Raw genomic sequence first — 24,671 nt, 5'->3', positions numbered from 1 at the left:
GACGGCCGGCCTCCTCATGGGCCTCTCATGATGGCCTCCTAGTTTGGGAGGCATGGGTGACGGTGAGGCGGCGCGGGTCCTGGTCGTGGACGACGAGCCCGCGCTCAGGGAGGCCCTGCAGAGCAGCCTGGAGTACGAGGGGTACCGCGTGGGCCTGGCCGGTGACGGGCAGGCCGCGCTGGAGGAACTGGAGCGCGAGCCGTACGAACTGGTGCTGCTGGACGTGATGATGCCCCGGCTGGACGGGCTGACCGCCTGCCGCAGGCTCCGGGCGGGCGGCAACCACGTGCCGGTGCTCATGCTCACCGCGCGCGACGCCGTGGGCGACCGCGTCTCGGGGCTGGACGCGGGGGCCGACGACTACCTGGTCAAGCCGTTCGAGCTGGACGAGCTGCTGGCACGGGTCCGGGCGCTGCTGCGGCGCGGCGCGCTGAGCGCGCCGCCGGAGACGGCGGACTCGGGCGTGCTCGCCTACGCCGACCTGAACATGGACACCGCCAGCCGCCAGGTTACCCGGGCGGGCGTCCCGCTGGAGCTCACCCGGACCGAGTACCTGCTGCTGGAGCTGTTCATGCTCCATCCCCGGCAGGTGCTCACCCGCGAGCAGATCCTCGGCGACGTGTGGGGCTTCGACTTCGAGCCGTCGTCCAACTCCCTCGACGTCTACGTGATGTACCTGCGGCGCAAGACGGAGACGGGCGGCCTGCCCCGGCTGGTCCACACCGTCCGGGGCGTCGGCTACGTGCTGCGGACCTCCCCGTGAGGGCGGCCCCGCGCTCGCTGCGCTCCCGGCTCACCGTGCTGGTCGCCACCGCGGTGGCGGTGGCGATCGCGGTGTGCGCGGGGGCCTGCTGGCTCATCGTCCGCACCGCGCTCCTCGACCAGGTGGACCGCTCCCTGCGCAGTCCGCGGGGAGGGCCGCAGGAGATGGCGTGGATCGACCGGTTCTGCACCGGCGCCGAGCCGAGCGCCCCGCAGCAGCCGCCCCCGCCCCGGCTCCTGGTGCAGGTGATCGACGCCCACGGCGGCTCGTGCGTCGTCGGCGGCACCGCGATCGAGGTGATCCCCGCCGACCGGGAGCTGGCGCTGGCGCCCGCCGGGACGCGGGTGGTCCGGGACGGGACGACCGCCGGCGGGGACGAGGTCCGGGTGGCGGTGCAGAGCGCCGGGGACGGTCTCGCGGTGATGGAGGCGCGCTCGCTGGAGGAGTTCCGGTCCACGCTCGCCACGCTGGCCTGGATCCTCACCGGGGTCGCCGCGGTCGGCGTGCTGGGCGCGGCCAGCGCCGGCCGGATCGTCGCCGTCGCGGCGCTGCGCCCGGTGGAGCGGCTGACCGGCGCCGTCGAGCACATCGCCAGGACCGAGGACCTGGACACCCGCATCCCGGTCGAGGGCACCGACGAGCTCGCCCGGCTCGGCGCGTCCTTCAACGCGATGACGGCCGCGCTGGCCGGGTCCCGGGAGCGCCAGCGGCGGCTGATCGCCGACGCCGGGCACGAGCTGCGCACCCCGCTGACCAGCCTGCGCACCAACATCGACCTGCTGCTGCGCAGCGAGAACTCCGGGCGCCCGCTGGACCCGGCTCCCAGGGGCAGGCTGCTGGCGAGTCTCAAGGCCCAGTTCGAGGAGCTGTCGACGCTGGTCGGGGACCTGCTCCAGCTCTCCCGCTCCGGGAGCGAGCGCGCGCGGCGGGCCGAGGTCGCGGTGCACGAGGTGGTCGGGTCGGCGGTGGGCCGGGTCCGGCTGCGCGCCCGGGACCTGCCGATCGAGGTCCACCTCGACCACTGGTACGTCCAGGGCGACCAGGCGGCGCTGGAGCGCGCGGTGGTCAACCTGCTCGACAACGCGGTGAAGTTCTCCGGAGCCCCGGCTGCGGGAACTTCCGGCGCGCGCCCCGGCGGCGGTGGCGCGCCGGCCGGGCGGGCGGGGGCCCCGGCGCCCGGCGGCGGCCCGGTGGTCGTGCGGCTGCGCGACGGCGAGCTGACCGTCCGGGACCACGGCCCGGGCGTCGCCCCGGGCGAGCTGCCGTACGTGTTCGACCGGTTCTGGCGCTCGCCCTCGGCGCGGGGCATGCCGGGCTCCGGCCTGGGGCTGGCGATCGTGGCGCAGGCCGTGCGGGACGCCGGGGGCGAGGTGTCGCTGGAGAACGCCGAGGGCGGCGGCGCCGTCGCCAGGCTGCGGCTTCCCGGATCCCCGGTGGCGGCCGGAGGGGCCGGGAACCCGGCCGGCGGGGCCTGACTCCTGCGGCGCGGCCCCGCTCCGCGGGTTCCCGCCCGGCCGCCGCAACATCCGGGAAATGGTGATCCGTACCTTTTCTTATCTCTTGTTAAGAAAGGACTTAGCTGACCCCAATATCACCAGCAGAATCTAGATCCATGACAGAGCAGAGCAGCTGTCCGGCGGGGGCGGCACAGAGCAGGCCGGCGGTGGCGACGCCGGTGTGCACGGATCGGGTCAAGAATCGGGTCAGGGAGCGGATCACGGATCGGGTCACGGAGCGGGTCGAGGTCGTGGTCCCGGTCCACAACGAGCAGCGGGTGCTCGCCCGGAGCATCCGCAGCCTGCACGACTACCTCACCGGCACCTTCCCGTACGGCTTCCGCATCACGATCGCCGACAACGCCAGCACCGACGCGACCTGGCGGATCGCGGAGGACCTGAGGCGGAAGCTGCCGCACGTGCACGCCGTCCACCTGGACGCCAAGGGCCGGGGCCGGGCGCTGCGCCGGGTCTGGTCCGGAAGCTCCGCCGACGTGGTCGCCTACATGGACGTGGACCTGTCCACGGACCTGAAGGCGTTCCTGCCGCTGGTGGCGCCGCTGCTGTCCGGCCACAGCGACCTGGCCATCGGCACCCGCCTGTCCAGGGGCGCGAACGTGGTGCGCGGACCGAAGCGGGAGCTCATCTCGCGGACCTACAACCTGCTGCTCCGGGGGGCGATGGGCGCGGGCTTCTCCGACGCCCAGTGCGGGTTCAAGGCGGCGCGCACCGAGGTCGCCCAGGCGCTGCTCCCCGCGGTCGAGGACGAGGAGTGGTTCTTCGACACCGAGCTGCTGCTGCTCGCCGAGCGGCACGGGCTGCGCATCCACGAGGTGCCGGTGGACTGGGTGGACGATCCCGACAGCCGGGTGGACATCGTCAAGACGATCAGGGACGACCTGAGGGGCATGGCCCGCGTGGCGCGCAGGACCTTGTCCGGCCCGGCCGGGCTCCCCGTCCCGCCGCGGGTCAGGGACGCCCGGCTGCCCGCAGGGATGGCCCGCCAGCTGCCGAGCTTCGCCCTCATCGGCGTGGTCAGCACCCTGGCGCACCTGCTCCTGTTCGTCCTGCTGCGCACGGTGATGCCGGCGGTCGCGGCCAACGGCCTCGCCCTTCTCGTCACCGCCGTCGCCAACACCGCGGCCAACCGCCGCTTCACCTTCGGGGTCACCGGGCGCGCCGGGGCGCTGCGCCACCAGATCGAGGGGGGCCTGGCCTTCCTGATCGGCCTCACGCTGAGCAGCGGCGGCCTGGCCCTGCTCGACCTCCTGGCCCCGGAGGCGTCCCCCGTCGCCGAGGTCGCCGCGGTCATCGCCGCCAACGCCCTGGCCACCCTGGTGCGCTTCCTGCTGCTGCGCTCCTGGGTCTTCCACCCCCGCCGCGTCCGAGGGACCGCGCGATGACCGCACCCGTCCCCGTCCCCGGACCCGCCTCCGAAGCCGCCCCCGCCGTCCCGGCTCCGGCCGCCCGTGACGGCGCCCGGCACGCGGCGCCGTCCGCCCGGCCGGTCGAGGACGCCTCATCGGCCGAGGGCGCCCCGCCGCGCTGGGCGCGGCCCGCGCTCTGGGCGGTGCTCACGCTGGCCGCGGTCCTCCACACCTGGGCGCTCGGCCGCAACGGCCACGCCAACGAGTACTACGCCGCCGCGATCCTGTCCGGCACGCAGAGCTGGAAGGCGTTCTTCTTCGGCGCGCTGGACGCCGGGTCGTTCATCACGGTGGACAAGCCCCCGTTCGCGCTCTGGGTGATGGGCCTGTCGGCGAGGATCTTCGGCTTCGGGACCTGGAGCATGCTCCTGCCCCAGGCGGTCTGCGGTGTCGCCGCCGTCGCGCTGACGCACTCGGCGGTGCGCCGCTCCCTGCCGGGTACGGCGGGACACGCCGCCGGGCTGGTCGCGGCGCTGGTCATGACGCTGACCCCGATCACGGTGGCCATCAACCGGGACAACAACCCCGACACGGTCCTCGTCCTGCTCCTGGTGGCGGCGGCGTGGTCCTGCCTGGAGGCCGTGCGCACCGGCCGGACGCGGACCCTGGTCGCCTCGGCGCTCCTCGTCGGGCTGGCCTTCAACACCAAGATGCTCCAGGCCTACCTGGTGGTCCCCGCGTTCGCCCTCACCTACCTGGTCCTGGCGCCGGGCACGGCGCCGCGGCGGATCGGCCGGCTGCTCGCGGCGGGAGCCGCCCTGGTGGCCTCCAGCGGCTGGTGGATGCTCGTCGTGGACCTGTGGCCCGCCGGGAGCCGGCCGTACGTCGGCGGCAGCACCGACGACTCCGTGTGGGACCTGGTCATCGGCTACAACGGCCTCGGCCGGATCTTCGGGCAGAGCGGCCGCGGAGACGGGGGAGGCGGGGGCTTCGGCGGCTTCGGCGGCGAGTCCGGCGCGGCGCGCCTGTTCAACGACGTCATGGCCGGGCAGATCTCCTGGTTGCTGCCCTTCGCGGCGCTCGCCCTGGCCTGCGGCCTGGTCCTGGCCACCCGGCGGCCGGCACCCGGCGCCCGCGCGGGCCTGCTGCTGTGGGGCGGCTGGCTGGCCGTGCACTATCTGGTCTTCAGTTTCGCCGGCGGCACCTTCCACCCCTACTACACCACCGCCATGGCCCCGGCGATCGCCGCCCTCACCGGCACCGGCGGGGTGCTGATGTGGCAGGCCCAGCGGGAGTCGCGCGCCTGGGCGTGGGCGCTGCCGGCCGGGATCGCGCTCACCGGGGCGTGGGCCTTCACGGTGCTGCGGCGCACCCCAGACTTCGTGCCCTGGCTGGCCTGGGCGGTGGCCGCGGCGGCCGCGGCGGCCGCGCTGGGACTGGCCGCGGCCCGTCTCGGGCGGAGGATCAGGCTGCGGATCGCCGCGGTCGCGCTGGCCGCCGGGCTGCTCGCCGGTCTGGCCGGTCCCGCGGCGTACGCGCTGACCCCGCTCGGCTCGCCGGTCAACGGCACCGACCCGACCGCGGGCCCGTCCGGCGGGGCGGGCGGCCCGGGGGGCTTCCGCGGCACGCGCGGCCCCGGCGGGACGGGGGAGGGAGCCCCCGGCGGGGCGCCGTACGGCATGCCGGTCCCCGGTGGCGGGGCGCAGGCTCAGCCGCCCGCCGGGGCCGCCGGGACCACGCCGGCCCCCGGCGCCGGCGACTCCGGAGCCGCGACCGGCCGCGACGGCGGGATGCGGGGCGGCCCCGGAGGCCCCGGAGGCCCCGGAAGCTCGGTGAGCGAGGAGATGATCGCCTACCTGGAGGAGAACCGGGGCGGCGCGACCTGGCTGGTGGCGGTCGGCAGCGCGCAGAGCGCCTCGTCGGTCATCCTCTCCACGGGCCTGCCGGCCATCGCGATGGGCGGCTTCACCGGCAGCGATCCCGCCATGACCGCGGACGGGCTCGCCGGGCTCGTCTCCACCGGGCGGCTCAGGTACGTGATGCCCGGCGGCGGCCGGGGCGGTCCGGGCGGCGGCTCCTCCGAGGTGACCGCGTGGGTGCAGGCCAACTGCACCGTCGTCGACGCCTCGGCGTACGGCGGGACCGCGGCGGGCGGGTCCCCCCTCTACCGCTGCGGCTGAGCCGGGGCGACCGGGCGCCGGGGCGGGGGAGGGAGCCCCTCCCCCGCCCCGGCGACGCGCCCTCCCGCCCCGGATGCCGCGGCGACGTGCCCTCCCGCCCCCGGAGGCCCCGGTGGCGCGCCTCTCCCGTCTCCGCCGTCCCGGCGGGCCCACGGTTCCCGCCGGATCGGGCGCGAGGGCGCACTGCTGTAGTCTTGCGCCGTGCAGAGCGGAGGAGGGGCGCGAGGCAGCCGCGCGGACCAGGCTGACCAGCGGCGGGCGGAGCTGCTCGAGGCCGCCCGGAAGGTCGTGCTGGAGCGGGGCCTGGCCGGCACCCGCGTCGCCGACATCGCCAAGGCGACCAACGTGAGCGGCGGGCTGATCCACTACCACTTCGCCACCAAGGACGACCTCATCACCGAGATGCTCCGCAGCACCACCGAGTCGGAGATCCAGCGGCTGCGGGAGATCGTCGACGGGCCGGGGAGCGCGGTTGAGCGGCTGGACAGCGTCCTGCGCCTGTGCATCCCGGCCACGCGGGACGACCAGGGCTGGATCCTCTGGCTCGACGCCTGGGCGGTCGGGGTGCGCGAGGAGCACGTGCGGACCATCCTGCTGGAGTTCGAGGGCGCCTGGATCGAGATCCTCCGTGAGGTGATCACGCAGGGCGTGACGCTGGGGGAGTTCGCATGTGACGACCCGCAGGGCGCGGCCGAGCGCCTCGACGGCATGCTCGACGGGCTGGCCATCCGCTACACCCTGGACGCCGGGAACATGTCCAGGAGCCGGCTGCTCCACCACGCGCGCGTCGCCGCCGCCCGCGAGGTCGGTCTCGACCCCTCGGTCTTCCCGGCCGCCGAGGCCTCCTGACCTCCGGCGGTCGCGGGGAGGATCGCCCGGCCGCCCGTGGGCCCGGGCCGTCCCCGCGGGAGAGCCGTCAGGCGGGGAGGGCCGCCAGGAGGTAGGCCAGGCGGGCTGCGGCGGCCTCGATGTCGTCGGCGGTGCCGAGCCGGTAGCCCCACGAGGTGATGAAACCGCCGTCCGGCGAGCAGGTGACGGTCTCGGCGAGGTTGTCGCTGAACCGGTTGCGGACGCGGACGTAGGCGGGGTCGCCGAGCGACACGTTGAGCAGGGAGAGGTCGGCGTGCGACCGGGTCGCCGCGGCGAACCGCTCCAGACAGGACAGCGTGTCGAGCATCGTGCGTCACCTCCGTGCACCGAGGATTGCACGATCTTGCCCGACCGATCAAGCAATTGCTGGATTATTCTTCTGATTGCCGGGCGAAATCCTCCAGCACCTGGACGATCAACGCCCGGGCCTCCTCGTGGAAGACCGCGACCTCGTGGAACTCGTCGAAGGTCCGCTCGTAGAAGGCGATGTCCTCGGGGTCGCGCAGGATCAGGTCCCTGGTCCTGGTGGGCACCGCGACGTGGTCCCGGTCGTAGATCCAGAAGCCGTTGAGCAGGGCGGACGGCAGGGGTGCGGTGAAGGGCACGATGCCGAACTCCACGTTGGGCAGCGCCGTCACGGCCAGCAGCCGGTCGAGCTGGCCGCGCATCACGTCCAGCGGCGCCAGCCGGTAGCGCAGCACGGACTCGGGCAGGACGAACCGGAAGCGCCTGCGCTGGTCGTAGAGGATCTCCTGGCGCTGCATGCGCACCCGGATGGCCGCGTCGACCTCGTCGGGCGCGTTGTAGAGGCGCTTGATGCGGGTGAAGATGCTCCGCGCGTACTCGGTGGTCTGCAGCAGGCCGATGACCACCCCCGGTTCGAAGGCGCGGAACAGGGTGGTCCGCGCCTCCAGGTCGCGGATGTCCTCCTGGAGCGCGGCCAGGCCGCTGCGGTGCCGCTGCCGCCAGGAGTCCTGGCGTTCCAGCAGTCCCTCCAGTTGCTCGACGAGCTCCTCGACGACCTCGGGGGCCGCCTCCACGGACCGCCCCCACGCGGCGATGTCGTCCGCGGTGGCGGTCTGCCGGGCGTTCTCGATCCGGGAGACCTTGGAAGGCTGCCAGCCCAGCCGTTCGGCGAGATCCTTGCCGGACAGCCGGGAGGCCTCCCGCAGCTGCCTCAGCTGCATGCCCAGTTCGGCCCGGGCCTGCTGGAACCCACTCATGCGTCCTCCCGTTCGCGGTGCGCACGAGGGTAGACCCCCGAAAGGGGATCATGCCACCGCGCCCGTCCCGACCGTGAACGGCGAACGGGGCGCCGGCGGGCTACGGGAGGACCCGGCGGGCGATGTCCGCCAGCAGCTCCCGGGGGACCTCGACGGCGGTCTCCCCGTCCAGGACGTGCCGCAGGTCGGCGAGGGCCGCGGGGTCGGTCACCCGGAGCCCCTGGACGACGATGGTGCCGCGGTCGGTCTCGTAGAGGGAGGGGCAGGCGCCCGCCTCCGACGTGGAGCCGAGAAACCGCAAACGCATGGCCGAGTCCTTCCCCGAGCGAGCCTCAGATGCAATTGCGCGCAATCATAGAGGCACTAAACGGAGAAGATCGTACAAACCATCAAACTCCGGCTATCCGTGATGTTCCAGGGTCTTCTCCGCTCCCCCGGCCGTGCGCGGGGGCAGAAAGCTCAGCGTGCCCGGGGCAGAAAGCTCAGCGTGCCCGGGGGCAGAGCTCAGCGGCGGGCGCCGGAGCCCTCCGCGGCGGTCTCCGGCTGCGGCACCCAGGACGGCGGGCGCTTGGCCATGAAGGCGGCGATGCCCTCCTGTCCCTCGGCGGAGGTGAAGCGCTGGGCCGACAGCTCCGCCATCCGGCGCATGCCCTCCTCGAACGCCAGGTCCGGCACGCTCCGCACCAGCTGCTTGGTGATCGCCAGCGCCTCGGGGCCGCCGCGTAGCAGCATGCCGGCGTAGTGGGCGACCGTGGCGTCCAGCTCCTGTTCCGGGACGGCCCGGGTGAGCAGTCCGATCTCCTGGGCGCGGGCGGCGCTGAACACCTCGCCGGTGAGGAGGTACTCGGCCGCGGCCCGCGGGTCGAGCCGGCGGAGCACGGTCACCGCGATCATGGCGGGCACCACGCCCAGCCGCACCTCGGTGAACGCGAACGACGCAGAGTCGGGCGCGATCGCGAAGTCGCACGCCGCCACCAGGCCGAGCCCGCCGGCGCGCGCGGTGCCGTTCAGCCGGCAGATGACCGGCTTGGGGCTCTCCCAGATCATGCTCATGATCTCCGGGAAGGAGGCCGTCACCGGCGCCTCGTGCGCGTTCCCCGGCTCGGCCCGCTGCTCCTTCAGGTCCGCCCCGGCGCAGAACACGGGGCCGGTCCCGGTCAGCACGATCACCCGCACGCTCTCGTCGGCCAGCGCCCAGTCGAGCCGGTCCTCCAGGTCGCCGAGGAGCCGCACGGACAGCGCGTTGCGGTTGCGCGGGGAGTCCAGCGTGATCGTGGCGACGCCGCCGGACACCTCCTTGTGCACCAGTCGCTCCACCGGCCACCCACCGTCGCTGTTCATCGATCTCCTCCAAGCACGCATGTCCCGGCACCCGGCCCGGGGAAGTCCGCCCGCGGCCGTGTGGATCCCCCGCGTGGTGCAACCGTAGCCGTACTCCGGCCCGGACGTGGCGGCGCCGGCGCCACCCGGGAGGCGGGCGACCCGCCTCCCGGTCCGGCCGCGGTCAGCCGCAGTGGCTCCAGCCGCTCTTCCAGGAGAGCGAACCGTACGAGCCGCCCCAGATCACGCACTTCTTGGCGGCGGACAGCTTCACCGGGCCCGCGTAGGAGGTGAAGCTGCCGGGGTCGCTCGCCGACGCGCCGCCCTTCACCTGGAGGATCGCGTTCATCCTGACCTTGCCGGGGTGGTAGTACCGGGACCGGGTGACGACGCAGTTCTGCTTGCTGGTGGCGTTGTAGAACAGGTGGATCATCGCGCGGGAGCCCAGCGCGTGGGAGCCGATCTGCTTGAAGCCCGGGCCGCACGCCTGGGCCGCGGTGTAGGGGTTCAGCGTCGGCCGGGGGGTCGGCTTGGGCGTCGGCTTCGAGCTCGTCCGGACGGTGGGCTCCGAGCCGGACCGGGGTGCGGCGGTGGCGGGCGCGGAGGACCTCCCGGCGCCCGGCGACGGCCGCGGCGATCCCGTTTCGGGCTCCAGGAACCCGTCGCGGGGAGCGGAGGCCGCCTTGCGGGTGGGACGCGGCGTCCTGTCCTCCGCCGGGCGGGAGCGGGAGGTGTCCCGCCCGGCGTCCGCCGGGTTCCCGGAGGGGACCCGCGGCTCGGACGAGGACGCCCGCCGCGTCCTCGCCGGGGTGGGCTGCGCGCCCCCGGAGGCGTCCGGCCCGTCGGCGGCGGGCGGCTCACCGGAGGCGGGCGGCTCGCCGCCGGCGGGCCTCGTGCCGGGACCGGCGGCGGGCTCCTGCCCTTGCGCGGACGAGGCCGACGGCCCGGCCGCCCGCGTCGATGCGGCCGTTTCGCCGTCCTGCAGGACGACCACGGTCCCGGTGGCCACGCCGAGTGCGGCCACGGTCGCGACCCCGGCCAGCAGCAGGCCGACCGGGCGCCGCGCCGGGCGGACCGGGCCTCGCCCGGCGGGGACGGGGTGCGGGATCCGGGGCGCCGGGGCGGCGTGCGGGGGCCGGGGGGTCCGCGGCGCGGGGGCGGTGCCCTCCGTCAGGTGCCGGACGAGCTCCTCGGCGCTCGGCCGCGCCGCCGGGTCCTTGGACAGGCAGGCGGCCACCAGGTCGCGCAGCGGACCGGGGTCCATCGGCCCCAGGTCGGGCTCGGCGGTCAGGACCCGGTTCATCACCACCGGGATGGAGTCCTGGCCGAAGGCGGGCGTGCCGGTGGCGGCGAAGACCATGGTCACGCCCCAGGCGAACACGTCGGCGGCCGGGGTGACCTCACCGCCGCCGAGCTGCTCGGGCGCCAGGTAGGAGGGCGTCCCCATGGCCGTCCCGGTGGCGGTCATGCCGGGGGAGTCCAGGGCCCGGGCGATGCCGAAGTCGATCACGACCGGGCCCTCGGGCCCCATCAGCACGTTGGCGGGCTTGAAGTCCCGGTGCAGGACGCCCGCGCGGTGGATCGCCGAGAGCGCGGTGGCGGTGCTGACGGCCAGGCGCTCCAGCGCGCCGCCGCGGCGCGGGCCCTCGGCGTCGACGAGCTGCCGCAGGGAGGGTCCCGGCACGTACTCGCTGACGATGTACGGCCGGCTGCCCGCCAGGTCGGCGTGGAGCACCGGCGCGGTGCAGAAGCGGGCCACCCGCTGGGCGACCGAGACCTCCCGCAGGAAGCGGGCGCGGGCCTCGGGGTCGGCCGTCAGCCCGTGGTGGAGGAGCTTGACCGCGACCTGCTCGCCCTGGGGCCCCCGCCCCAGGTACACGACGCCCTGGCCGCCCTCGCCGAGCCGCCCGGTCAGCTCGAACGGCCCCAGCCGCGGAGGATCCTCCGCCATGAGCGGCTGCACCACGATGACCCCCGTCAAAGCCCTCAAATCCGGTTAGGTGGGGCAGCACGCTACCAGTGCGGGCGGCGGAGCGGATGATCCACCGGGACCCGTCCCGGTGGCGCGCCCCGGCGGGGAGCGGGGCCGGGGAGTGCGGCCGGGGAGCGGGGACTTCAGATGGCCTTGCCGGGATTGAGGATGCCGAGCGGGTCGAACACCCGCTTGATGCCCTGGTGGATCTCCTCGGTGACCGGACCGGTCTCCAGCGCCAGCCAGCGCCGCTTCAGCAGGCCGACCCCGTGCTCGCCGGTGAGCGTGCCGCCGAGCCTGAGGGCCTCCCGGAAGACCTCGTCGGCGGCCGCCCAGACCTGCGGCGGCGGCTCGGGCAGGCCGCGGTCGAAGACGAACACCGGGTGCAGGTTGCCGTCCCCGGCGTGCGCGACCGTGCAGATCAGCACGTCGTGCCGGGTGGCGATCCCCTCGATCGCGGAGATCATGTCCGGCAGCGCCGAACGCGGCACGCACACGTCCTCCACCAGGCAGGCGCCGAGCCGCTCCTTGGCGTGGTAAGCCAGGCGCCGCACGCCGATCAGCTCCTCGGCCTCCTGAGGGCTCGCGGCGACCGCGACGAACGAGGCCCCGGCGGCCCGGCACAGCTCGCTCATCCGCTCGGCGGCCGCCTGCCCGTCCGCCGCGTCGGACTGCGCGATCAGCATGGCCTGCACGGACGGCTCCAGGCCGATGTTCTTCCAGTCGTCGATGGCCTTGAGGGTGGCCCGGTCGAGCATCTCCAGCAGCGACGGCTGGCAGCCGGCGGCGATGATCGCGGCCACGGCCGCCGCGGCGTCCCGCAACGAGCCGAACTCCGCGGCGATCGTCGCCGGAGGGGCCAGGGGGGCGCGGCGCAACCGCAGGGTGGCGGCGGTGATCACGCCCAGGGTGCCCTCCGAGCCGACGAACAGCCCGGTCAGGTCGTAGCCCGTCACGCCCTTGACGGTCCGCCTGCCGGTGTTCAGCACCCGCCCGTCGGCCAGCACGACCTCCAGTCCCAGCGCCGAGTCACGGGTAACGCCGTACTTAACGCAGCGCAGCCCGCCGGCGTTGGTGGCGAGGTTGCCGCCGATGGTGGAGATCTCGTAGGAGGAGGGGTCGGGGGCGTACATCAGCCCGAAGGCGCGGGCGGCCCGGTCCAGGTCCGCCGTGATGACGCCGGGCTCCACCACGGCGATCTCGTCGGCGGGGGAGATCTCCCGGATCGCGGTCATCTTCTGCAGCGCCAGCACGACGCATCCCGGCACGGCCGTCGCGCCGCCGGCCAGGCCCGTCCCGGCGCCCCGGGGGACCACGGGCACCCGGTGCCTGCTCGCCCACGCCATGACGGCCACCACGTCGGCGGTGCTCTCCGCGACCGCGACGGCCAGCGGCCTGCCCGGCTCCAGGAACGTGCGGTCCCGGGCGTAGGAGTCCGTGACGCCGGGGTCGGTGAGCACCTGCCCGGGCCCGAGTGCGGCGGTGAGTTCAGCGATAGCGGTCACATCGGGACTGTACGGCCCCGCGGGGCGCGTTCCGGCCCGGCGAGCGACCTCCATCCTCCCGGTCCGAATTGTCCTATTTATGCATATTTATTACCTAGTGAGACGTATGCCCATGTCCATATATATCCTCCAACAAACCAGTTGATCACGTTTTGACAACATCAGTCGGACGGTTTACCTCTGCTTTATTTCGTCCTCTAACGTCCCGCACGGTGCGCAATTACCGGCGTGCCGGGATCGTCCGCGCCCGGCGAACCCGGGCAGGGAGGGTATTCGTTGTCCAGCAGAGGCAGAGGCGCAAGGAAGCGTCTTCTCGCGATCGTGCCCGTCATCGGGCTCGCCGCCGCGGGACTGTCCGTCAGCGCCGCGTCGGCCCAGGCCGACGACTCGGTCGCGCGGTACGCCCCGTCGCCGAGCGACTACTACATCAACTACGCGCCGCCGCTGGTGCAGAGTGACACCACCACCACGGCCGAGCGCTTCGAGCGCGGTACCGCGAAGAAGTCGGGGATGGCCTTCGCGCAGGAGGTCGACCGCAAGTTCAACCAGGGCAACCCGGTCGCCGCCAAGACGCTCGCGGAGCGGGAGACGCGGGCGGTCAAGACGGGCAAGAACCCCTTCGACTTCATGCCCATCAAGAAGGCCGGTCAGACCCAGCAGGCGAAGCTGCTGACGCTGCTGATCGAGTTCAACGAGAACGCCAACGACGACTTCTCCGGCTTCAGCCGGCCCAAGTCGATCGACGACGTCAACGACTGTGTGACCGAGCCGCCGGGCACCAAGCTCAACGGCCCGCTGCACAACCGGATCCCGAACCCCGCCACCTCCGGCGCGGGCAAGGACAACAACACGATGTGGGTTCCGGACTTCAGCCCGGAGCACTACAACAAGATGCTCTACTCCAAGGAGGGGATCACCCAGCGGGTCCGCACGGACCTGACCGACCCCCGGGACGGGAGGAAGGGCATCGACATCTCCGGCTACACGTTGAAGAACATGTACGAGGAGATGTCGAAGGGCGCCTACACCGTCACCGGTGAGGCGGTCGGCTGGATCAAGGTCCCGCACTCGGAGGCCTGGTACGGCGCCGGCCGCTGCGGCACCATCCCGCAGGACATGGCCGGTCACCCGGACAACCCGGACGGCCCCGCCGCGCTCAGCAAGGACGCCGTCAACGTCCTGGCCCAGCAGCGGCCGGACTTCCCCTGGGCCGACTACGACGTCGAGGACGTCAGCGACGCCGACGGCGACGGCAACTACCTCGAGCCGGACGGCGTGATCGACCACCTCGTGCTCGTGCACGCCGGCGCCGACAAGTCCGGCGGCGGCGGCGCCGAGGGCTCCTACGCCATCTGGGCGCACGCCAGCGCGATCCCCGGCGGCTACACGATCCCGGGCACGGACAAGAAGATCTCCAACTACATCGTGCAGCCCGAGGACTCCGGCGTCGGCGTCTTCGCGCACGAGTACGGCCACGACCTGGGCCTGCCGGACCTGTACGACTCCTCCGGCGGCGGCGAGACCAGCGTGGACTTCTGGGACCTGATGTCCTCCGGCTCCCACGCCGGCCCGCTCATGCAGTCGATGCCGACCCACATGGGCCTGTACGACAAGTGGCTGCTCGGCTGGGCGGACCCGGTGGTCTTCGAGGCCGGCGCCGGCAAGCAGCGGGTGGCGATCGGCCAGACCTCCCGCACGCCCCAGCACACCGCGGACGGCGTGCGCATCAACCTGCCCGACAAGACCGTCACCATGGCCGTCCCGCACAGCGGCGGCAACCTCTGGTGGTCCGGCAACGACCAGAGCTGGGCGGACGTCAAGCTGACCCGGACCATCCAGGTCCCGGCCGAGGGCGGCCCGCGCTTCTGGATGTGGAACCAGTACGCCATCGAGTCCGACTGGGACTACGGCTTCGTCGAGGTCTCCGCCGACGGCGGCGCCACCTGGGCCGAGCAGAAGGTCTACGACGAGGCCGGCACGCTGGTCTCCACCGGTGACGACTACGCCGACCCGAACAACCGCCTGTCCGACTTCGGCGGCAAGAAGTACGGCCTCACCGGCGCGACCGCCGGCTGGCGGCACGACTACGTGGACCTGGCGCCGTTCGCCGGCAAGACCATCCAGCTCCGCCTGCGCTACGCCACCGACGCCGCCTTCGAGGACACCGGCTGGTTCGCCGACGACTTCTCCGTCACCGCCGGCGGCGCCACCGTGTGGAGCGACGACGTCGAGGGCGGCGACAACGGCTGGACCGCCGTCAAGGGCACCTTCACCGACACCTCCGGCGCCGGCTGGAAGACCCACAGCGGCAGCCTGAAGAGCGCCCAGTACTACCTGGCCGAGTGGCGCAACCTCGACGGCTTCGACAAGGGCCTGGAGTACACCTACGACACCACCTGGGCGCACGAGAACGCCTGGAAGGTGGAGAAGATCAAGTACAACGTGCCCGGCATGCTCGTCTGGTACCGCGACGCGGCCTACCCGGCCAACAACGGCGACGCCCACACCTTCGACCTCCCGTCGGTCGGGCCCAAGGGCGAGGTCCTCGTCGTCGACTCGCACTACGAGCCGCTCCGGCGGACCGGCGAGGCGGCCGAGAAGGACACCTCGCTGCTGAAGAACATCCCGTCGCGCCCGCAGTCCTCCAACGCGGCGTTCACCCTCGGCAAGACGTACCCGTTCACCGAGTGCATCGAGGGCGAGCCGTTCACCGAGTACTGCACCAAGTTCCCGGCGCTCCCGGCGGTGAAGACCTTCACCGACGCCAAGACCTGGTACCCGGGCCTGGAGGTCCGCGACGGCAGCCTGTACTACCGCCACCGCGACGCCTCGGCGGTCGTGCCGTCCAAGGACGGCCAGCCGTACACCACCCGGGTCGTCAACGCCGACGGCACCCCGGCCACGGAGATGTACGGCACCGACATCGGTGACGGCCACATCCTCGGCACGGGCAACCCCGGCGACGAGGGCAAGCAGCTGGGTGTCCAGCTCAAGCTGCTGTCCGCGTTCCCGGGGAACGTGGCCGCGCTCGTCGAGGTGACCCCGGCCAAGAAGTGACGCCGACCGGCCTGCCGGATGAATCCACCCGGTAGGCCGGCCGGAGGGATCGGCCGGACAGATCGGCCCGCGTCCCGCGGGTGAGGGGCCACGCCGTCGACGACGGCGTGGCCCTACGATTTGTCGGGGGCACCTGAATCGAAGAGGGGCAGCGTGGGAGAGCTTCGCAGCAAGGCCGAGCACACCGAGGCCATCCGGGCCGGACGGAGGGTCTGCGTGGTGGTCAACACCCGCTCCCGCCGCGGCCGCCGCCGCTACCCGCAGGTGCTCCGCACACTCCGCGCCCAGGGCTTCGACATCCTGGGGCTCTTCCCCGTGGAGGACCCCCGGCACCTGCGCGCGATCCTGGACGCCGCGCTGGAGGCCGGCCCGGACCTGCTCGTCGTCGGCGGCGGCGACGGCACGCTCAGCGCCGCCGTCAAGCACGTCGCCCACCGCGACGTCGCGCTCGGCGTGCTGCCGCTGGGCACCACCAACAACTTCGCCCGCAGCCTCGGTCTCCCGCTGGACCTGGCCGGCGCGATCCGGGTGCTGCGCACCGGCAAGGTCGCCGACATCGACCTGGGCATCGCCGGGGACCGGGAGTTCGCCAACCTGGCCAGCTTCGGCGTCTCGGTCGAGGTCGCCGGGACCGTCAGGCCGTGGCTGAAGCGCCTGCTCGGCCGGGCGGCCTACCCGCTCACCGCGCTGACGATCCTCCCCGGCCACCGGCCCTTCCGCGCGTTCATCACGGTCAAGGGCCGCCGCCACGAGCTGCTCACCCACCAGCTCAACATCGCCAACGGCCGCTTCCACGGCGGCTGGCAGGTCGCCCGCGACATCAGCATCGACAACGGCCTGCTGGTCGCCTACCAGCTCGGCTCGGGCAAGCGGCTCCGGCTGCTGCTGGAGACCCTGGTGCGGGCGGGCACCGGCCGCTGGCGCAGCCTCGCCGGGGGCCCCTTCGTCATCGGCACCGAGATGTACCTGGAGACCGACCCGCCGATGGCCGCCGACGTCGACGGCGAGGTCCGGCTGATGACGCCCATCACGATCCGGACCGTCCCCAACGGCCTGCGCGTGATGGTCCCCGAGGACTTCGTCGACTCCTGAGCGGGCCCGGAGCCGATTGGACCCCTCCGCGGTGGGTAGCCGTACCTCCTCGGCACGCATGGAGAGGACCAGGAGACATGGCATCGCTGATATCCCGCATCCGCGGCTACCTGAGCAGCCCGCAGGGGCGCAGGAACATCGAGCAGGCCAAGCGGATGGCGCGCGACCCGCGCAACCGGCAGCGGGCCCGCGGCCTGCTGGCCCGCCTCCGCGGCGGCCGGACCCGCCACACGACCGGCGGCCGCTACTGACCGCCCGGCCGGAGGGCCCGCCTGCCGCGGGCCCGCCGTGGGTCTGCCGTGGGTCTGCCGTGGGTCTGCAGTGGGCCCGCCGCCGGGCGGTCGTGCGAGGCGACGGCGGTCACCCGTGAGGTCCAGCCGATCTCCTCGGCGGCCTCGCCCGTCAGCGGGTCGACTCCCTGGCCACGAGCTCCGGCTGGAACATGATGTGCTGGTGGGCGTGGGTCCCGGGGTTCTCGCACTCGTCGAGCAGCAGTTCGGTGGCGATGCGCCCGAGCTGGTAGGTGGGCTGCCGCATCGAGCTGAGCGAGACGGCCGAGGCGGCGGCGAAGCCGATGTCGTCGTAGCCCATCAGCGCCACGTCGCCGGGCACCCGCACCCCGGCCTGGAGCAGCGCGCGCAGCACGCCCAGCGCGAGCAGGTCGTTGGCGCAGAAGATCGCGTCCGGCAGGCCCTCCGCGAGCAGGTCCGCGGCGGACTTCTCCCCGGAGCGCGCCGTCATCGCGGTCATCTCGGCCACCCCGAGCCGGTCGGGGCCCAGCCCGGCGGCCTCCAGCGCCGCCAGCGCGCCCTGCCGGCGCTCCCGGCACTGGCGGATCGTCAGCGGCCCGGTCACGTAGGCGACGCGCCGCGCGCCGCCGGCCAGCAGGTGCGCCACGGCGGCCCGGCCGCCCGCCACGTCGTCGACCGCCACCGAGCACTGGTCGGGGCGGTGGGCGGGATGGTCCACCAGGACCAGGCTGATCCCACGCTCGCGCAACCGGTCCAGCCGCGTGAGGTCCTCGTCCGTCGGGGTGATCAGCAGGCCTCGCACCCGCTGCTCGGCGAGCACCCGCAGGTTGCGCTCCTCCTTGGCGCGCGAGCCCGCGGAGTTGCCGAGGATCACGGCGTAGCCGCGCTCGCTGGCCATGCCCTCGGCTCCGGCCGCGACGTCGGTGAAGAACGGGTTGCCGATGTCGATGACGCTCAGGCCGAGCGTCCTGCTGTGGCCGGCGCGCAGCGTCGAGGCCGAGCCGTGCCGGACGAAGCCGAGTTCGCGGATCGCCTCCTCCACCCGCTCCCGGGTGGCGGCGGCGACCTTGCCGGGGTGGTTGAGCACGTGCGAGACCGTGCCGGGGGAGACGCCCGCGCGGGCGGCGACCTCCTTGATGCTGACCGTGGTCATGGCCCCTGATTAAAACGTGCCAACGACCTCTCCGTCAGCAGGTGACGCCGGTCCGCCGATCCTCTCGGTGCCCGGAGGCCCGGAGGCCCGGAGGCCCGGAGGCCCGGAGGCCTGGAGCCGGCCCGGCGGCACGCCGGGGGGCGGGGTCGTCTCCTCGGCTCGGGCTGTGGTTGAAACGTTCTTCCCCGGAGGGCGCCGAGGTGGGATCCGGTGGTCCGTGAGTCTGCAACGTTCGGGCAACCCGGGTCGGCGTCGGGATCTTCTCCTGGTCGATGCCGGAGCCCGTCGAGGGCGTGCACGACTTCCTGGAGGCGCTCAACGACGCCTGGGGTACGGCGTTCTGGTCCCCGCGCTACGGCGACTGGGCACAGATCCCGCCGCCCCGTGCCACCCCGAGCCCCACCGACCCCGGCCAGCAGCTCGGCTTCCGCCGGTTCAGCTCCGACGCGCTGGCCGGCCTCTGCGCCGCCGAGCTGGGCGCGCACGGCATCCGGGTCAACGGGGTCAACCCCGACGGGGTGGTGCGCGGCTCGGGCATCTTCGCCGCCGGCCCTCCCGCGCCGGGGACCGCCGCACCTCGCAAGGGCCGCCCACCTCACCCCGGCCCGCTCGGCGGTGGCCCTACTCCCCGCCGCCGGAGAGCCGGCGCAGGACCCGCCGGAGCAGACCCGGCCGGGCGGGCTCGGCGGCGGCCCCGCGCGCGGGCGCCGGGGGCGCGGGGAACGCCGGGGGAACCGCGGGAGGCGCCACGGGCGCCGGGAACGCCGAGGGGACCGCCGGGGACGCCGCGGGCGCCGGGGAGGCCGCGGGGTCCTGCCGGGCCGGCGCCGCGGGATGCCGCCCGGAGCGGAGCGCGCGCAGCTCCGCCAGGGCCTCGGCGGCGGAGGGGCGCTTGGCCGGCGTGTGGTCGCGCATGCGGCGCAGCAGGTCCATGACCGCGGGATCGGCGGCGTGCGAGGCGGGCGCGGCGTCCGGACCGGCCGGGGGCGGCGCACCGGTCAGCAACCGGAAGGCGATGACCCCGGCGGCGTAGACGTCGGAGGAGGCCGTCATCAGGTCGGGTCTGGCCTGGCACTCGGGGGCGACGTAGTGGGTGTCCAGCACGTTGGGCAGCTCGTTCGCCACCGTGTGCGCACGCGGGCCCGGCTTGGCGTAGTCGAAACCGGTCAGCATCGCGCGCCCGCCCTCGGCGACCAGCACGCAGGCGGGGCTGAGCGCCCGGTGGACCACGTTGTTGGCGTGCACGTGGGCCAACCCGGCCAGCATGTCCTCCACCACGTCCAGCCGCGCGGCGGCCGGGAGCGCGTGCCGGGCGCCGAGGTGCAGCTGGAGCGCCTGGCCGTGCACGTCGTCGAGGACCAGCACGAAGCGGCTCTCGTCGTCGACGGCGAAGAAGTCGCGGGAGCGGACGACGCAGGGGTGCGGCGGGATCCTGGTCAGCGCCTGGTAGGCGTTGGTGATCAGGTGCCGCTCGGCCTCCCGCGGGCCCTCCTCGGCCAGCGGGTCGGCCCGGTAGACGCGGAGCAGGACCGTCTCGCCGCCGCGCACCGTCGCGTTGACCGCGCGGTACTCGGTGACCCGGGCGTCGCCGCCGAGCTCCTCCTCCACCTCCCAGTTCCCGAACCTCGGCGGCGCCGTGGAGCGCCGCACGCTGCCGTTGAGCGCCTCGATGATCGCCGTCCGGTACGGTCCGGTGTCGGTGCTGTAGCCGCGCCGGACCCGGGAGGGGTCGCCCAGCACCGTGATGAGCCCGTCCAGGTCGGTGACGTTGCGCACGTCGCGGCCGGCCGGGTCGACCAGCTCGGCCCCGGCCCCGGTCAGCACGACGACGCTGTCGACGTACACCCGCTCCAGCTCCCGGCCGCGGCGCGTCAGCAGGCCCTTGAGCGCCCGGCCGTTGGCCCGCAGCTTGCTCACCGGGGAGCCGAACGAGCTGCGCCGCTCCGGGAACCACCGCGTCCCGGCCACCTCGATCCGCCCCCGGGTGCCCTTGACGTCGACGAGGCAGAGCGAGTGGCCGGTCAGCACGAGCAGGTCGACCTCGAAGGAGTCGCCGGCGCGCGGCACCTCGATGTTGTGCAGCAGCAGCCAGTCGCCGGGGGCGTTGTCCCGCAGGTGGGCGATGACCCGCCGCTCGGCGTCGTTGACCGGGCGCCCGCCACCGACGATCTGTGCCATGTCGCGCGTGCCGCCTCTCTCACGTGTCCCGGACGGACCCAGGTTCCCATCCTCAGGTGAGTGCCCGCACCCGCGCCACCCGACCCGGACCGCCGCTCCGCCCGGGGCGCCGGGCCGCGGCCCCGCCGGAGTGCGTTTCATCACGTTACCCGGGCTGATGATCTACTCTGTCCGGGATCACTGTCGGCCTCGGACGGGAGACGGATGGGCTTCCTCGTGACGGCGGTCTTCGCGATCACGGTGGTCGTGGCCGTGGCGGGGGTCGCGGCGGTCGTGCGGCGGCTGCTGGACCTCCGCTTCGGAGCGGTCCGCACGCTCCTGGCCGTCGGGCTCGTGCTCGCCGTCGCCGGGCCGCTGACGCGGTCGATGATCACCGGCGTGGACCCGGACGACCCCGGCCTCGGCCCGTTCTGGCTCCTCCTCCTCGGGGCGGTCTGCGCGCTGCTGGCCGGGATGGTGTTCCTGGTGGTCGCCGAGGCGCTGGTGCCGCCGGGCTCGCTGCCCGGGCCGCTGGAGCTCGTGCGGGGGCTGCGCGGCCGCCTCGCCCGCTCGCGGCGCTACCTGGCGATCACCCGCGTCCTGGTACGGCACGGCCTCGGCCCCTACCTGCGCGGCAGGGACCCCGACCTGGGCGCCCCCGGCAGCCGGGCCCGCCTGGCCCGCTCGCTCCGGGAGGCCCTCGACGACGCCGGCGTCACCTTCGTCAAGCTCGGCCAGATCCTGTCCACCCGCGGAGACCTGCTGCCCCCGGAGTTCGTCGAGGAGCTGCGGCTGCTCCAGGACCGGGTGGCCGCCGCGCCCTGGGCGGAGATCGAGCCGGTGCTCGTCGCCGAGACCGGCGGGCCGGTGGCGGAGACGTTCGCGGAGTTCGAGCGCGAGCCCCTGGCCGCGGCCTCGATCGCGCAGGTCCACCGGGCCCGGCTCACGACCGGCGAGGAGGTCGTGGTCAAGGTCCAGCGGCCCGGCATCGCCGCCGTGGTGGAGCAGGACCTCGACATCGTGGCCCGCCTCGCCCGGTCCCTGGAGCGGCGGACCCGCTGGGGCCGCGCGGTCGGCGTGGGCGACCTGTCCCGGGGGTTCGCCGAGGCGCTCCGCGAGGAGCTCGACTTCCGGGTGGAGGCCGCGAACATGGCGGCCGTGGCCGCCGCCTCCGCCGGCGGGCCGGTCCGCATCCCCGCCCCCCGCCCGGAGCTGTCCGGCCGGCGGGTGCTCGTGATGGAGCGGCTGGACGGGGTGCCGCTCGGCGGCGCCGTACCGGACGGGGTGGACCGCCAGGAGCTCGCCAGGACCCTGTTCGAGACGCTGCTCCGCCAGATCGTGGTGCACGGCGTCTTCCACGCCGACCCGCACCCGGGGAACATCATGCTGCTGTCCGACGGGCGCCCGGCCCTGCTGGACTTCGGCTCCGTGGGGCGGCTCGACGGGGCGCTGCGGGAGGCCCTGCAGCGCCTGCTGGCCGCGATGGACCGGGGCGACCCGCTCGGGGTCGCCGACGCCCTGCTGGAGGTCGTGGCGCGCCCCGACGAGATCGACGAGCGCGAGCTGGAGCGGGCCCTCGGCCGGTTCATGGCCCGCTACCTGGCGCCCGGCGCCGCCCCCGACGCGCAGATGTTCGGCCACCTGTTCCGGATCGTCGCCGCGCACGGGCTGTCCGTCCCGCCCGAGGTGGCGGCGGTGTTCCGGGCGCTGGGGACGGTCGAGGGCACCCTGGCCCGCCTCACGCCCGGATTCGACGTCGTCGCCGAGGCGCGCGCCTTCTCCGCCCGCCACCTCGCCGCGCGGAGCGAGCCCGCGGGCATCCGGGAGGCGGCCACCCGAGAGGCCATCGCCCTGCTGCCCATGCTGCGCCGCCTGCCCCGCCGGATCGAGCGGATCGCCGGCGCCGCCGAGCACGGCCGGTTCGGCGTCAACGTGCGGCTGTTCGCCGACGAGCGCGACCGGCGGCACCTGACCGGCCTGCTCCACCAGGCGCTGCTCACCGTCCTGGCCGCCACCACGGGGATCATGGCCGTGCTCCTGCTCGGCACCGACGGCGGTCCCGCCGTCATGCCGGACCTCGGTCTCCTCGACCTCATCGGCTACAGCCTGCTGGTCGTCAGCTCGATCCTGGGCCTGCGCGTGCTGGTGGTCATCTTCAGCTCCGGCCGCTGATCCCCGAGGACGGGCGGGACCGGCGCCGTCACGACCGGCGCCGGGGGGCGACCAGCCCGGTCTCGTAGGCCAGCGCGACGGCCTGGGCGCGGCTGGACAGGCCGAGCTTGGTCATCGCCCGGTTGAGGTGGGTCTTCACCGTCGCCTCGCTCACGCACAGCTCGTCGGCGATCTCCGCGTTGGACAGCGCGCGGCCGACCAGGCGCAGCACCTCCATCTCGCGGGCGGTGAGCGCCTCGAGCCCCGCCTCCGGAGCGAGGGCGGAGTCGCGGCCGCTGGTGTAGGCCTCCACGAGGCGGCGGGTCACGGTCGGGGCGAACAGCATGTCGCCGGAGGCGATCGTGCGGATCGCGGCGATCAGCCGCTCCGGCGGGGTGTCCTTGAGCAGGAACCCCGAGGCCCCGGCCCGCAGCGCGTCGTAGACGTACTCGTCCAGGTCGAAGGTGGTCAGGATCAGCACCTTCGGCGGCGCGTCCGCGGAGGCCAGGACGCGTTCGGTCGCCGCGATGCCGTTCAGGCCCGGCATCCGCACGTCCATCAGGATCACGTCGGGCCGTACGGCGGCGGCCAGCGCGACGGCCTCCTCACCGCCGGAGGCCTCACCGGCCACCTCCAGGTCCGGCGTCGCCCGGATCAGCGCGGAGAAACCCGCGCGTACCAGGACCTGGTCGTCGACGACCAACACCTTGATCATTGGCTCCCTCGCTCAGCGCTCGCCGGCTCGCCGCCGCCTGCGGACGGCAGCGGCAGCACGACCGCGACCTCGAACCCGCCCTGCGGGCGCGGCCCGGAGATCACGGTTCCCCGGTAGAGCCTGACCCTCTCACGCATCCCGATCAAGCCGTGCCCCCCGGACGTCCCGCGGCGCCCGGGGGGCACGGGCTCCAGAGGGCCGCGGGGTCCGGCCGGGGGAGAGCCGTCGTCGGTGACCGTGACGCGCAGCGCCTGGTCGCCGTAGTCCAGCCGGACCCCGGCCCGGGCGGGGAAGGCGTGCTTGATCACATTGGTGAGACCCTCCTGGACCACCCGGTAGACGCACAGCTCCATGCCGGGACTGAGCGGCCGGACGCTCCCGGTCACCTTCACGTCCACCGGCACCCCGGCGGTCCGGACCCGCTCGACGAGCGGGCCCAGCTGGGACAGTCCGGGCGTGGGGTCGTAGACGCCGTCACCGTCGCCGTCCGCTCCGCCGCGCCCCCGGTCGAGGCGGAGCACTGCGAGCAGCCGCCGCATCTCCTCCAGCGCCTCGTGGCTGGTGTCGGCCACCGTGGCCAGCGCGGTCCTGGCGGTGCCGGGATCGCTGGCGAACACGTAGCGGGCCAGCCCCGCCTGCACGGAGATCACGGACATGTGGTGGGCGACGATGTCATGCAGCTCCCCGGCGATGCGGACCCGCTCCTCGGTGACCGCCCGCCGGGCCCTGTCCTCCTGCTCCTGCCGGAGCCGCTCGGTCAGCTCGGCCAGCCGGCGGTTCCGCTCGGCGAGCCTGCGGACCCCGGAGCCGAACGCCGTGGCGACGGCGACCAGCGCGACGCTCTGGACCCCGTTCAGCACGACCAGCCCGCCGGCGGCCATCGCCGAGGCCGTCCACCACGCCGCGGTCCCGACCGCGGCGGCGGCGAGCGCGGTCCGGGGAGACCGGTGGACGGCGACGGTGTAGACGGCCAGCAGCACCGCGACGTTGTTCACCGTCGGCTGGTAGCCCAGCAGGTGGTGGCAGGCGGCGGCGGCCGAGCAGAGGACGAGCACGGCGACGGGGGCCCGCCGGCGCAGCGCGACCGGCAGATTGGCCAGGCAGATCAGCAGGACCGCGACCGCGTCGGGCCGCCGCCACGGGCCGCTGTGGTCCATCGCGCTCCACAGCACCGTGATCACGGTGAGCCCGGCGGCGGACGCCGCGTCCGCCAGAAGGGGGTCGATCCGGCCGATCAGGCCCGCCCACGCCGTCACTCGCATCCGCACCCGCGAATGCTAGCCAGAGCGGCCCGCCGGTTCATCGCACGGCGGATCGATCGGGCATACCGCGGAAGTCGTACGGCGGGAGCGCGCGTACCGCGCAGGTCACGGCCGGATCAGACCTCAGGACGACGCGG

Annotated in this window: 19 protein-coding genes and 1 pseudogene; 10 read left to right on the top strand and 10 right to left on the bottom strand. The window is 74.2% G+C overall.

Annotated features, from left to right (window positions below):
- Positions 1–52: 52 nt before the first annotated feature.
- The 5 genes from ACFOWE_RS01375 (at position 53) to ACFOWE_RS01355 (ending at position 6,655) form a co-directional block, all read left to right on the top strand.
- Positions 53–763: a response regulator transcription factor gene (locus ACFOWE_RS01375; protein ID WP_377284883.1), complete on the top strand. Its 711-nt coding sequence runs from the start codon at positions 53–55 to the stop codon at positions 761–763.
- A complete protein-coding gene (locus ACFOWE_RS01370) occupies positions 760–2,238 on the top strand; it encodes a HAMP domain-containing sensor histidine kinase (RefSeq protein ID WP_377284882.1) in 1,479 nt (492 codons plus the stop codon). The genes ACFOWE_RS01375 and ACFOWE_RS01370 overlap by 4 nt, the downstream gene beginning before the upstream one ends.
- A gap of 137 nt (positions 2,239–2,375) precedes the next feature.
- Entirely contained in the window at positions 2,376–3,662 is a 1,287-nt protein-coding gene (locus ACFOWE_RS01365) for a glycosyltransferase (protein WP_377284881.1), read from the top strand.
- Positions 3,659–5,806, top strand: a complete 2,148-nt coding sequence (locus tag ACFOWE_RS01360) for a glycosyltransferase family 39 protein (protein WP_377284880.1) — start codon at positions 3,659–3,661, stop codon at positions 5,804–5,806. Before ACFOWE_RS01365 ends, ACFOWE_RS01360 begins: the two co-directional genes overlap by 4 nt.
- 201 nt (positions 5,807–6,007) lie before the next feature.
- Positions 6,008–6,655 (top strand): TetR/AcrR family transcriptional regulator, encoded by a 648-nt coding sequence (locus ACFOWE_RS01355; protein WP_377284879.1) that lies wholly within the window; start codon positions 6,008–6,010, stop codon positions 6,653–6,655.
- A 67-nt stretch (positions 6,656–6,722) separates the two neighbouring features.
- Here the strand turns inward: ACFOWE_RS01355 and ACFOWE_RS01350 are convergent, their stop codons facing one another.
- The 6 genes from ACFOWE_RS01350 to ACFOWE_RS01325 all read right to left on the bottom strand — a co-directional run bounded on the left by ACFOWE_RS01350 (position 6,723) and on the right by ACFOWE_RS01325 (position 12,696).
- The gene (locus tag ACFOWE_RS01350; protein ID WP_377284878.1) at positions 6,723–6,983 is read right to left on the bottom strand and encodes a hypothetical protein; all 261 of its coding nucleotides are present in this window, start codon (positions 6,981–6,983) and stop codon (positions 6,723–6,725) included.
- A 64-nt stretch (positions 6,984–7,047) separates the two neighbouring features.
- On the bottom strand, positions 7,048–7,899 hold the full coding sequence (locus tag ACFOWE_RS01345) for a helix-turn-helix domain-containing protein (protein ID WP_377284877.1): 852 nt from the start codon (positions 7,897–7,899) through the stop codon (positions 7,048–7,050).
- Positions 7,900–7,999: 100 nt separating this feature from the next.
- Positions 8,000–8,206 (bottom strand): hypothetical protein, encoded by a 207-nt coding sequence (locus tag ACFOWE_RS01340; protein ID WP_377284876.1) that lies wholly within the window; start codon positions 8,204–8,206, stop codon positions 8,000–8,002.
- 197 nt (positions 8,207–8,403) lie between these two features.
- On the bottom strand, positions 8,404–9,240 hold the full coding sequence (locus ACFOWE_RS01335; protein WP_377284875.1) for an enoyl-CoA hydratase-related protein: 837 nt from the start codon (positions 9,238–9,240) through the stop codon (positions 8,404–8,406).
- 163 nt (positions 9,241–9,403) lie between these two features.
- Complete coding sequence (locus ACFOWE_RS01330; protein WP_377284874.1) at positions 9,404–11,185, bottom strand: serine/threonine protein kinase; 1,782 nt, start codon at positions 11,183–11,185, stop codon at positions 9,404–9,406.
- Between the two features lie 149 nt (positions 11,186–11,334).
- Positions 11,335–12,696, bottom strand: a complete 1,362-nt coding sequence (locus ACFOWE_RS01325; protein WP_377284873.1) for an FAD-binding oxidoreductase — start codon at positions 12,694–12,696, stop codon at positions 11,335–11,337.
- Between the two features lie 321 nt (positions 12,697–13,017).
- Between ACFOWE_RS01325 and ACFOWE_RS01320 the strand changes: the two genes are divergently transcribed.
- The 3 genes from ACFOWE_RS01320 to ACFOWE_RS01310 all read left to right on the top strand — a co-directional run bounded on the left by ACFOWE_RS01320 (position 13,018) and on the right by ACFOWE_RS01310 (position 17,096).
- The gene (locus tag ACFOWE_RS01320) at positions 13,018–15,753 is read left to right on the top strand and encodes an immune inhibitor A domain-containing protein (protein WP_377284872.1); all 2,736 of its coding nucleotides are present in this window, start codon (positions 13,018–13,020) and stop codon (positions 15,751–15,753) included.
- A 153-nt stretch (positions 15,754–15,906) separates the two neighbouring features.
- Positions 15,907–16,845 carry a diacylglycerol/lipid kinase family protein gene (locus tag ACFOWE_RS01315; protein ID WP_377284871.1) on the top strand — a complete coding sequence of 313 codons (939 nt, stop codon included), beginning with the start codon at positions 15,907–15,909 and terminating at the stop codon, positions 16,843–16,845.
- Positions 16,846–16,922: 77 nt separating this feature from the next.
- Positions 16,923–17,096 (top strand): hypothetical protein, encoded by a 174-nt coding sequence (locus tag ACFOWE_RS01310; RefSeq protein ID WP_377284870.1) that lies wholly within the window; start codon positions 16,923–16,925, stop codon positions 17,094–17,096.
- 151 nt (positions 17,097–17,247) lie between these two features.
- On the opposite strand, the gene ACFOWE_RS01305 is transcribed toward ACFOWE_RS01310, so the two are convergent.
- The gene (locus tag ACFOWE_RS01305) at positions 17,248–18,249 is read right to left on the bottom strand and encodes a LacI family DNA-binding transcriptional regulator (protein WP_377284869.1); all 1,002 of its coding nucleotides are present in this window, start codon (positions 18,247–18,249) and stop codon (positions 17,248–17,250) included.
- A gap of 272 nt (positions 18,250–18,521) precedes the next feature.
- Here ACFOWE_RS01305 and ACFOWE_RS01300 point away from each other — a divergent pair.
- A pseudogene (locus tag ACFOWE_RS01300) lies at positions 18,522–18,710 on the top strand (beta-galactosidase); the annotation flags it as partial.
- Positions 18,711–18,870: 160 nt separating this feature from the next.
- On the opposite strand, the gene mads6 reads toward ACFOWE_RS01300, so the two are convergent.
- Positions 18,871–20,427, bottom strand: coding sequence for a methylation-associated defense system protein kinase MAD6 (gene mads6, locus ACFOWE_RS01295; protein ID WP_377284868.1), 1,557 nt, complete (start codon positions 20,425–20,427; stop codon positions 18,871–18,873).
- Positions 20,428–20,631: 204 nt separating this feature from the next.
- On the opposite strand from mads6, the gene ACFOWE_RS01290 reads away from it, so the two are divergent.
- Complete coding sequence (locus ACFOWE_RS01290) at positions 20,632–22,578, top strand: ABC1 kinase family protein (RefSeq protein ID WP_377284867.1); 1,947 nt, start codon at positions 20,632–20,634, stop codon at positions 22,576–22,578.
- Between the two features lie 28 nt (positions 22,579–22,606).
- On the opposite strand, the gene ACFOWE_RS01285 is transcribed toward ACFOWE_RS01290, so the two are convergent.
- Together ACFOWE_RS01285 and ACFOWE_RS01280 are read right to left on the bottom strand one after the other, a co-directional pair.
- Positions 22,607–23,272, bottom strand: coding sequence for a response regulator (locus ACFOWE_RS01285; protein ID WP_377284866.1), 666 nt, complete (start codon positions 23,270–23,272; stop codon positions 22,607–22,609).
- Positions 23,269–24,534, bottom strand: coding sequence for a sensor histidine kinase (locus ACFOWE_RS01280; protein ID WP_377284989.1), 1,266 nt, complete (start codon positions 24,532–24,534; stop codon positions 23,269–23,271). Before ACFOWE_RS01280 ends, ACFOWE_RS01285 begins: the two co-directional genes overlap by 4 nt.
- Positions 24,535–24,671: the final 137 nt, after the last annotated feature.

The sequence above is a fragment of the Planomonospora corallina genome, assembly GCF_042650625.1.
Taxonomy (GTDB): domain Bacteria; phylum Actinomycetota; class Actinomycetes; order Streptosporangiales; family Streptosporangiaceae; genus Planomonospora_B; species Planomonospora_B corallina.
The sequence above is the reverse complement of the archived record's forward strand: the minus strand, read 5'-3'. Positions and strand labels throughout refer to the sequence as shown.

Excerpts from the sequence above, each read along its gene's own strand:
- ACFOWE_RS01290 (WP_377284867.1), top strand. The coding sequence starts at position 20,632 with ATGGGCTTCCTCGTGACGGCGGTCTTCGCGATCACGGTGGTCGTGGCC.
- mads6 (WP_377284868.1), bottom strand. The coding sequence starts at position 20,427 with ATGGCACAGATCGTCGGTGGCGGGCGCCCGGTCAACGACGCCGAGCGG.
- ACFOWE_RS01365 (WP_377284881.1), top strand. The coding sequence starts at position 2,376 with ATGACAGAGCAGAGCAGCTGTCCGGCGGGGGCGGCACAGAGCAGGCCG.
- ACFOWE_RS01350 (WP_377284878.1), bottom strand. The coding sequence starts at position 6,983 with ATGCTCGACACGCTGTCCTGTCTGGAGCGGTTCGCCGCGGCGACCCGG.
- ACFOWE_RS01305 (WP_377284869.1), bottom strand. The coding sequence starts at position 18,249 with ATGACCACGGTCAGCATCAAGGAGGTCGCCGCCCGCGCGGGCGTCTCC.
- ACFOWE_RS01285 (WP_377284866.1), bottom strand. The coding sequence starts at position 23,272 with ATGATCAAGGTGTTGGTCGTCGACGACCAGGTCCTGGTACGCGCGGGT.
- ACFOWE_RS01360 (WP_377284880.1), top strand. The coding sequence starts at position 3,659 with ATGACCGCACCCGTCCCCGTCCCCGGACCCGCCTCCGAAGCCGCCCCC.
- ACFOWE_RS01280 (WP_377284989.1), bottom strand. The coding sequence starts at position 24,534 with ATGCGAGTGACGGCGTGGGCGGGCCTGATCGGCCGGATCGACCCCCTT.
- ACFOWE_RS01340 (WP_377284876.1), bottom strand. The coding sequence starts at position 8,206 with ATGCGTTTGCGGTTTCTCGGCTCCACGTCGGAGGCGGGCGCCTGCCCC.
- ACFOWE_RS01310 (WP_377284870.1), top strand. The coding sequence starts at position 16,923 with ATGGCATCGCTGATATCCCGCATCCGCGGCTACCTGAGCAGCCCGCAG.
- ACFOWE_RS01345 (WP_377284877.1), bottom strand. The coding sequence starts at position 7,899 with ATGAGTGGGTTCCAGCAGGCCCGGGCCGAACTGGGCATGCAGCTGAGG.
- ACFOWE_RS01375 (WP_377284883.1), top strand. The coding sequence starts at position 53 with ATGGGTGACGGTGAGGCGGCGCGGGTCCTGGTCGTGGACGACGAGCCC.
- ACFOWE_RS01335 (WP_377284875.1), bottom strand. The coding sequence starts at position 9,240 with ATGAACAGCGACGGTGGGTGGCCGGTGGAGCGACTGGTGCACAAGGAG.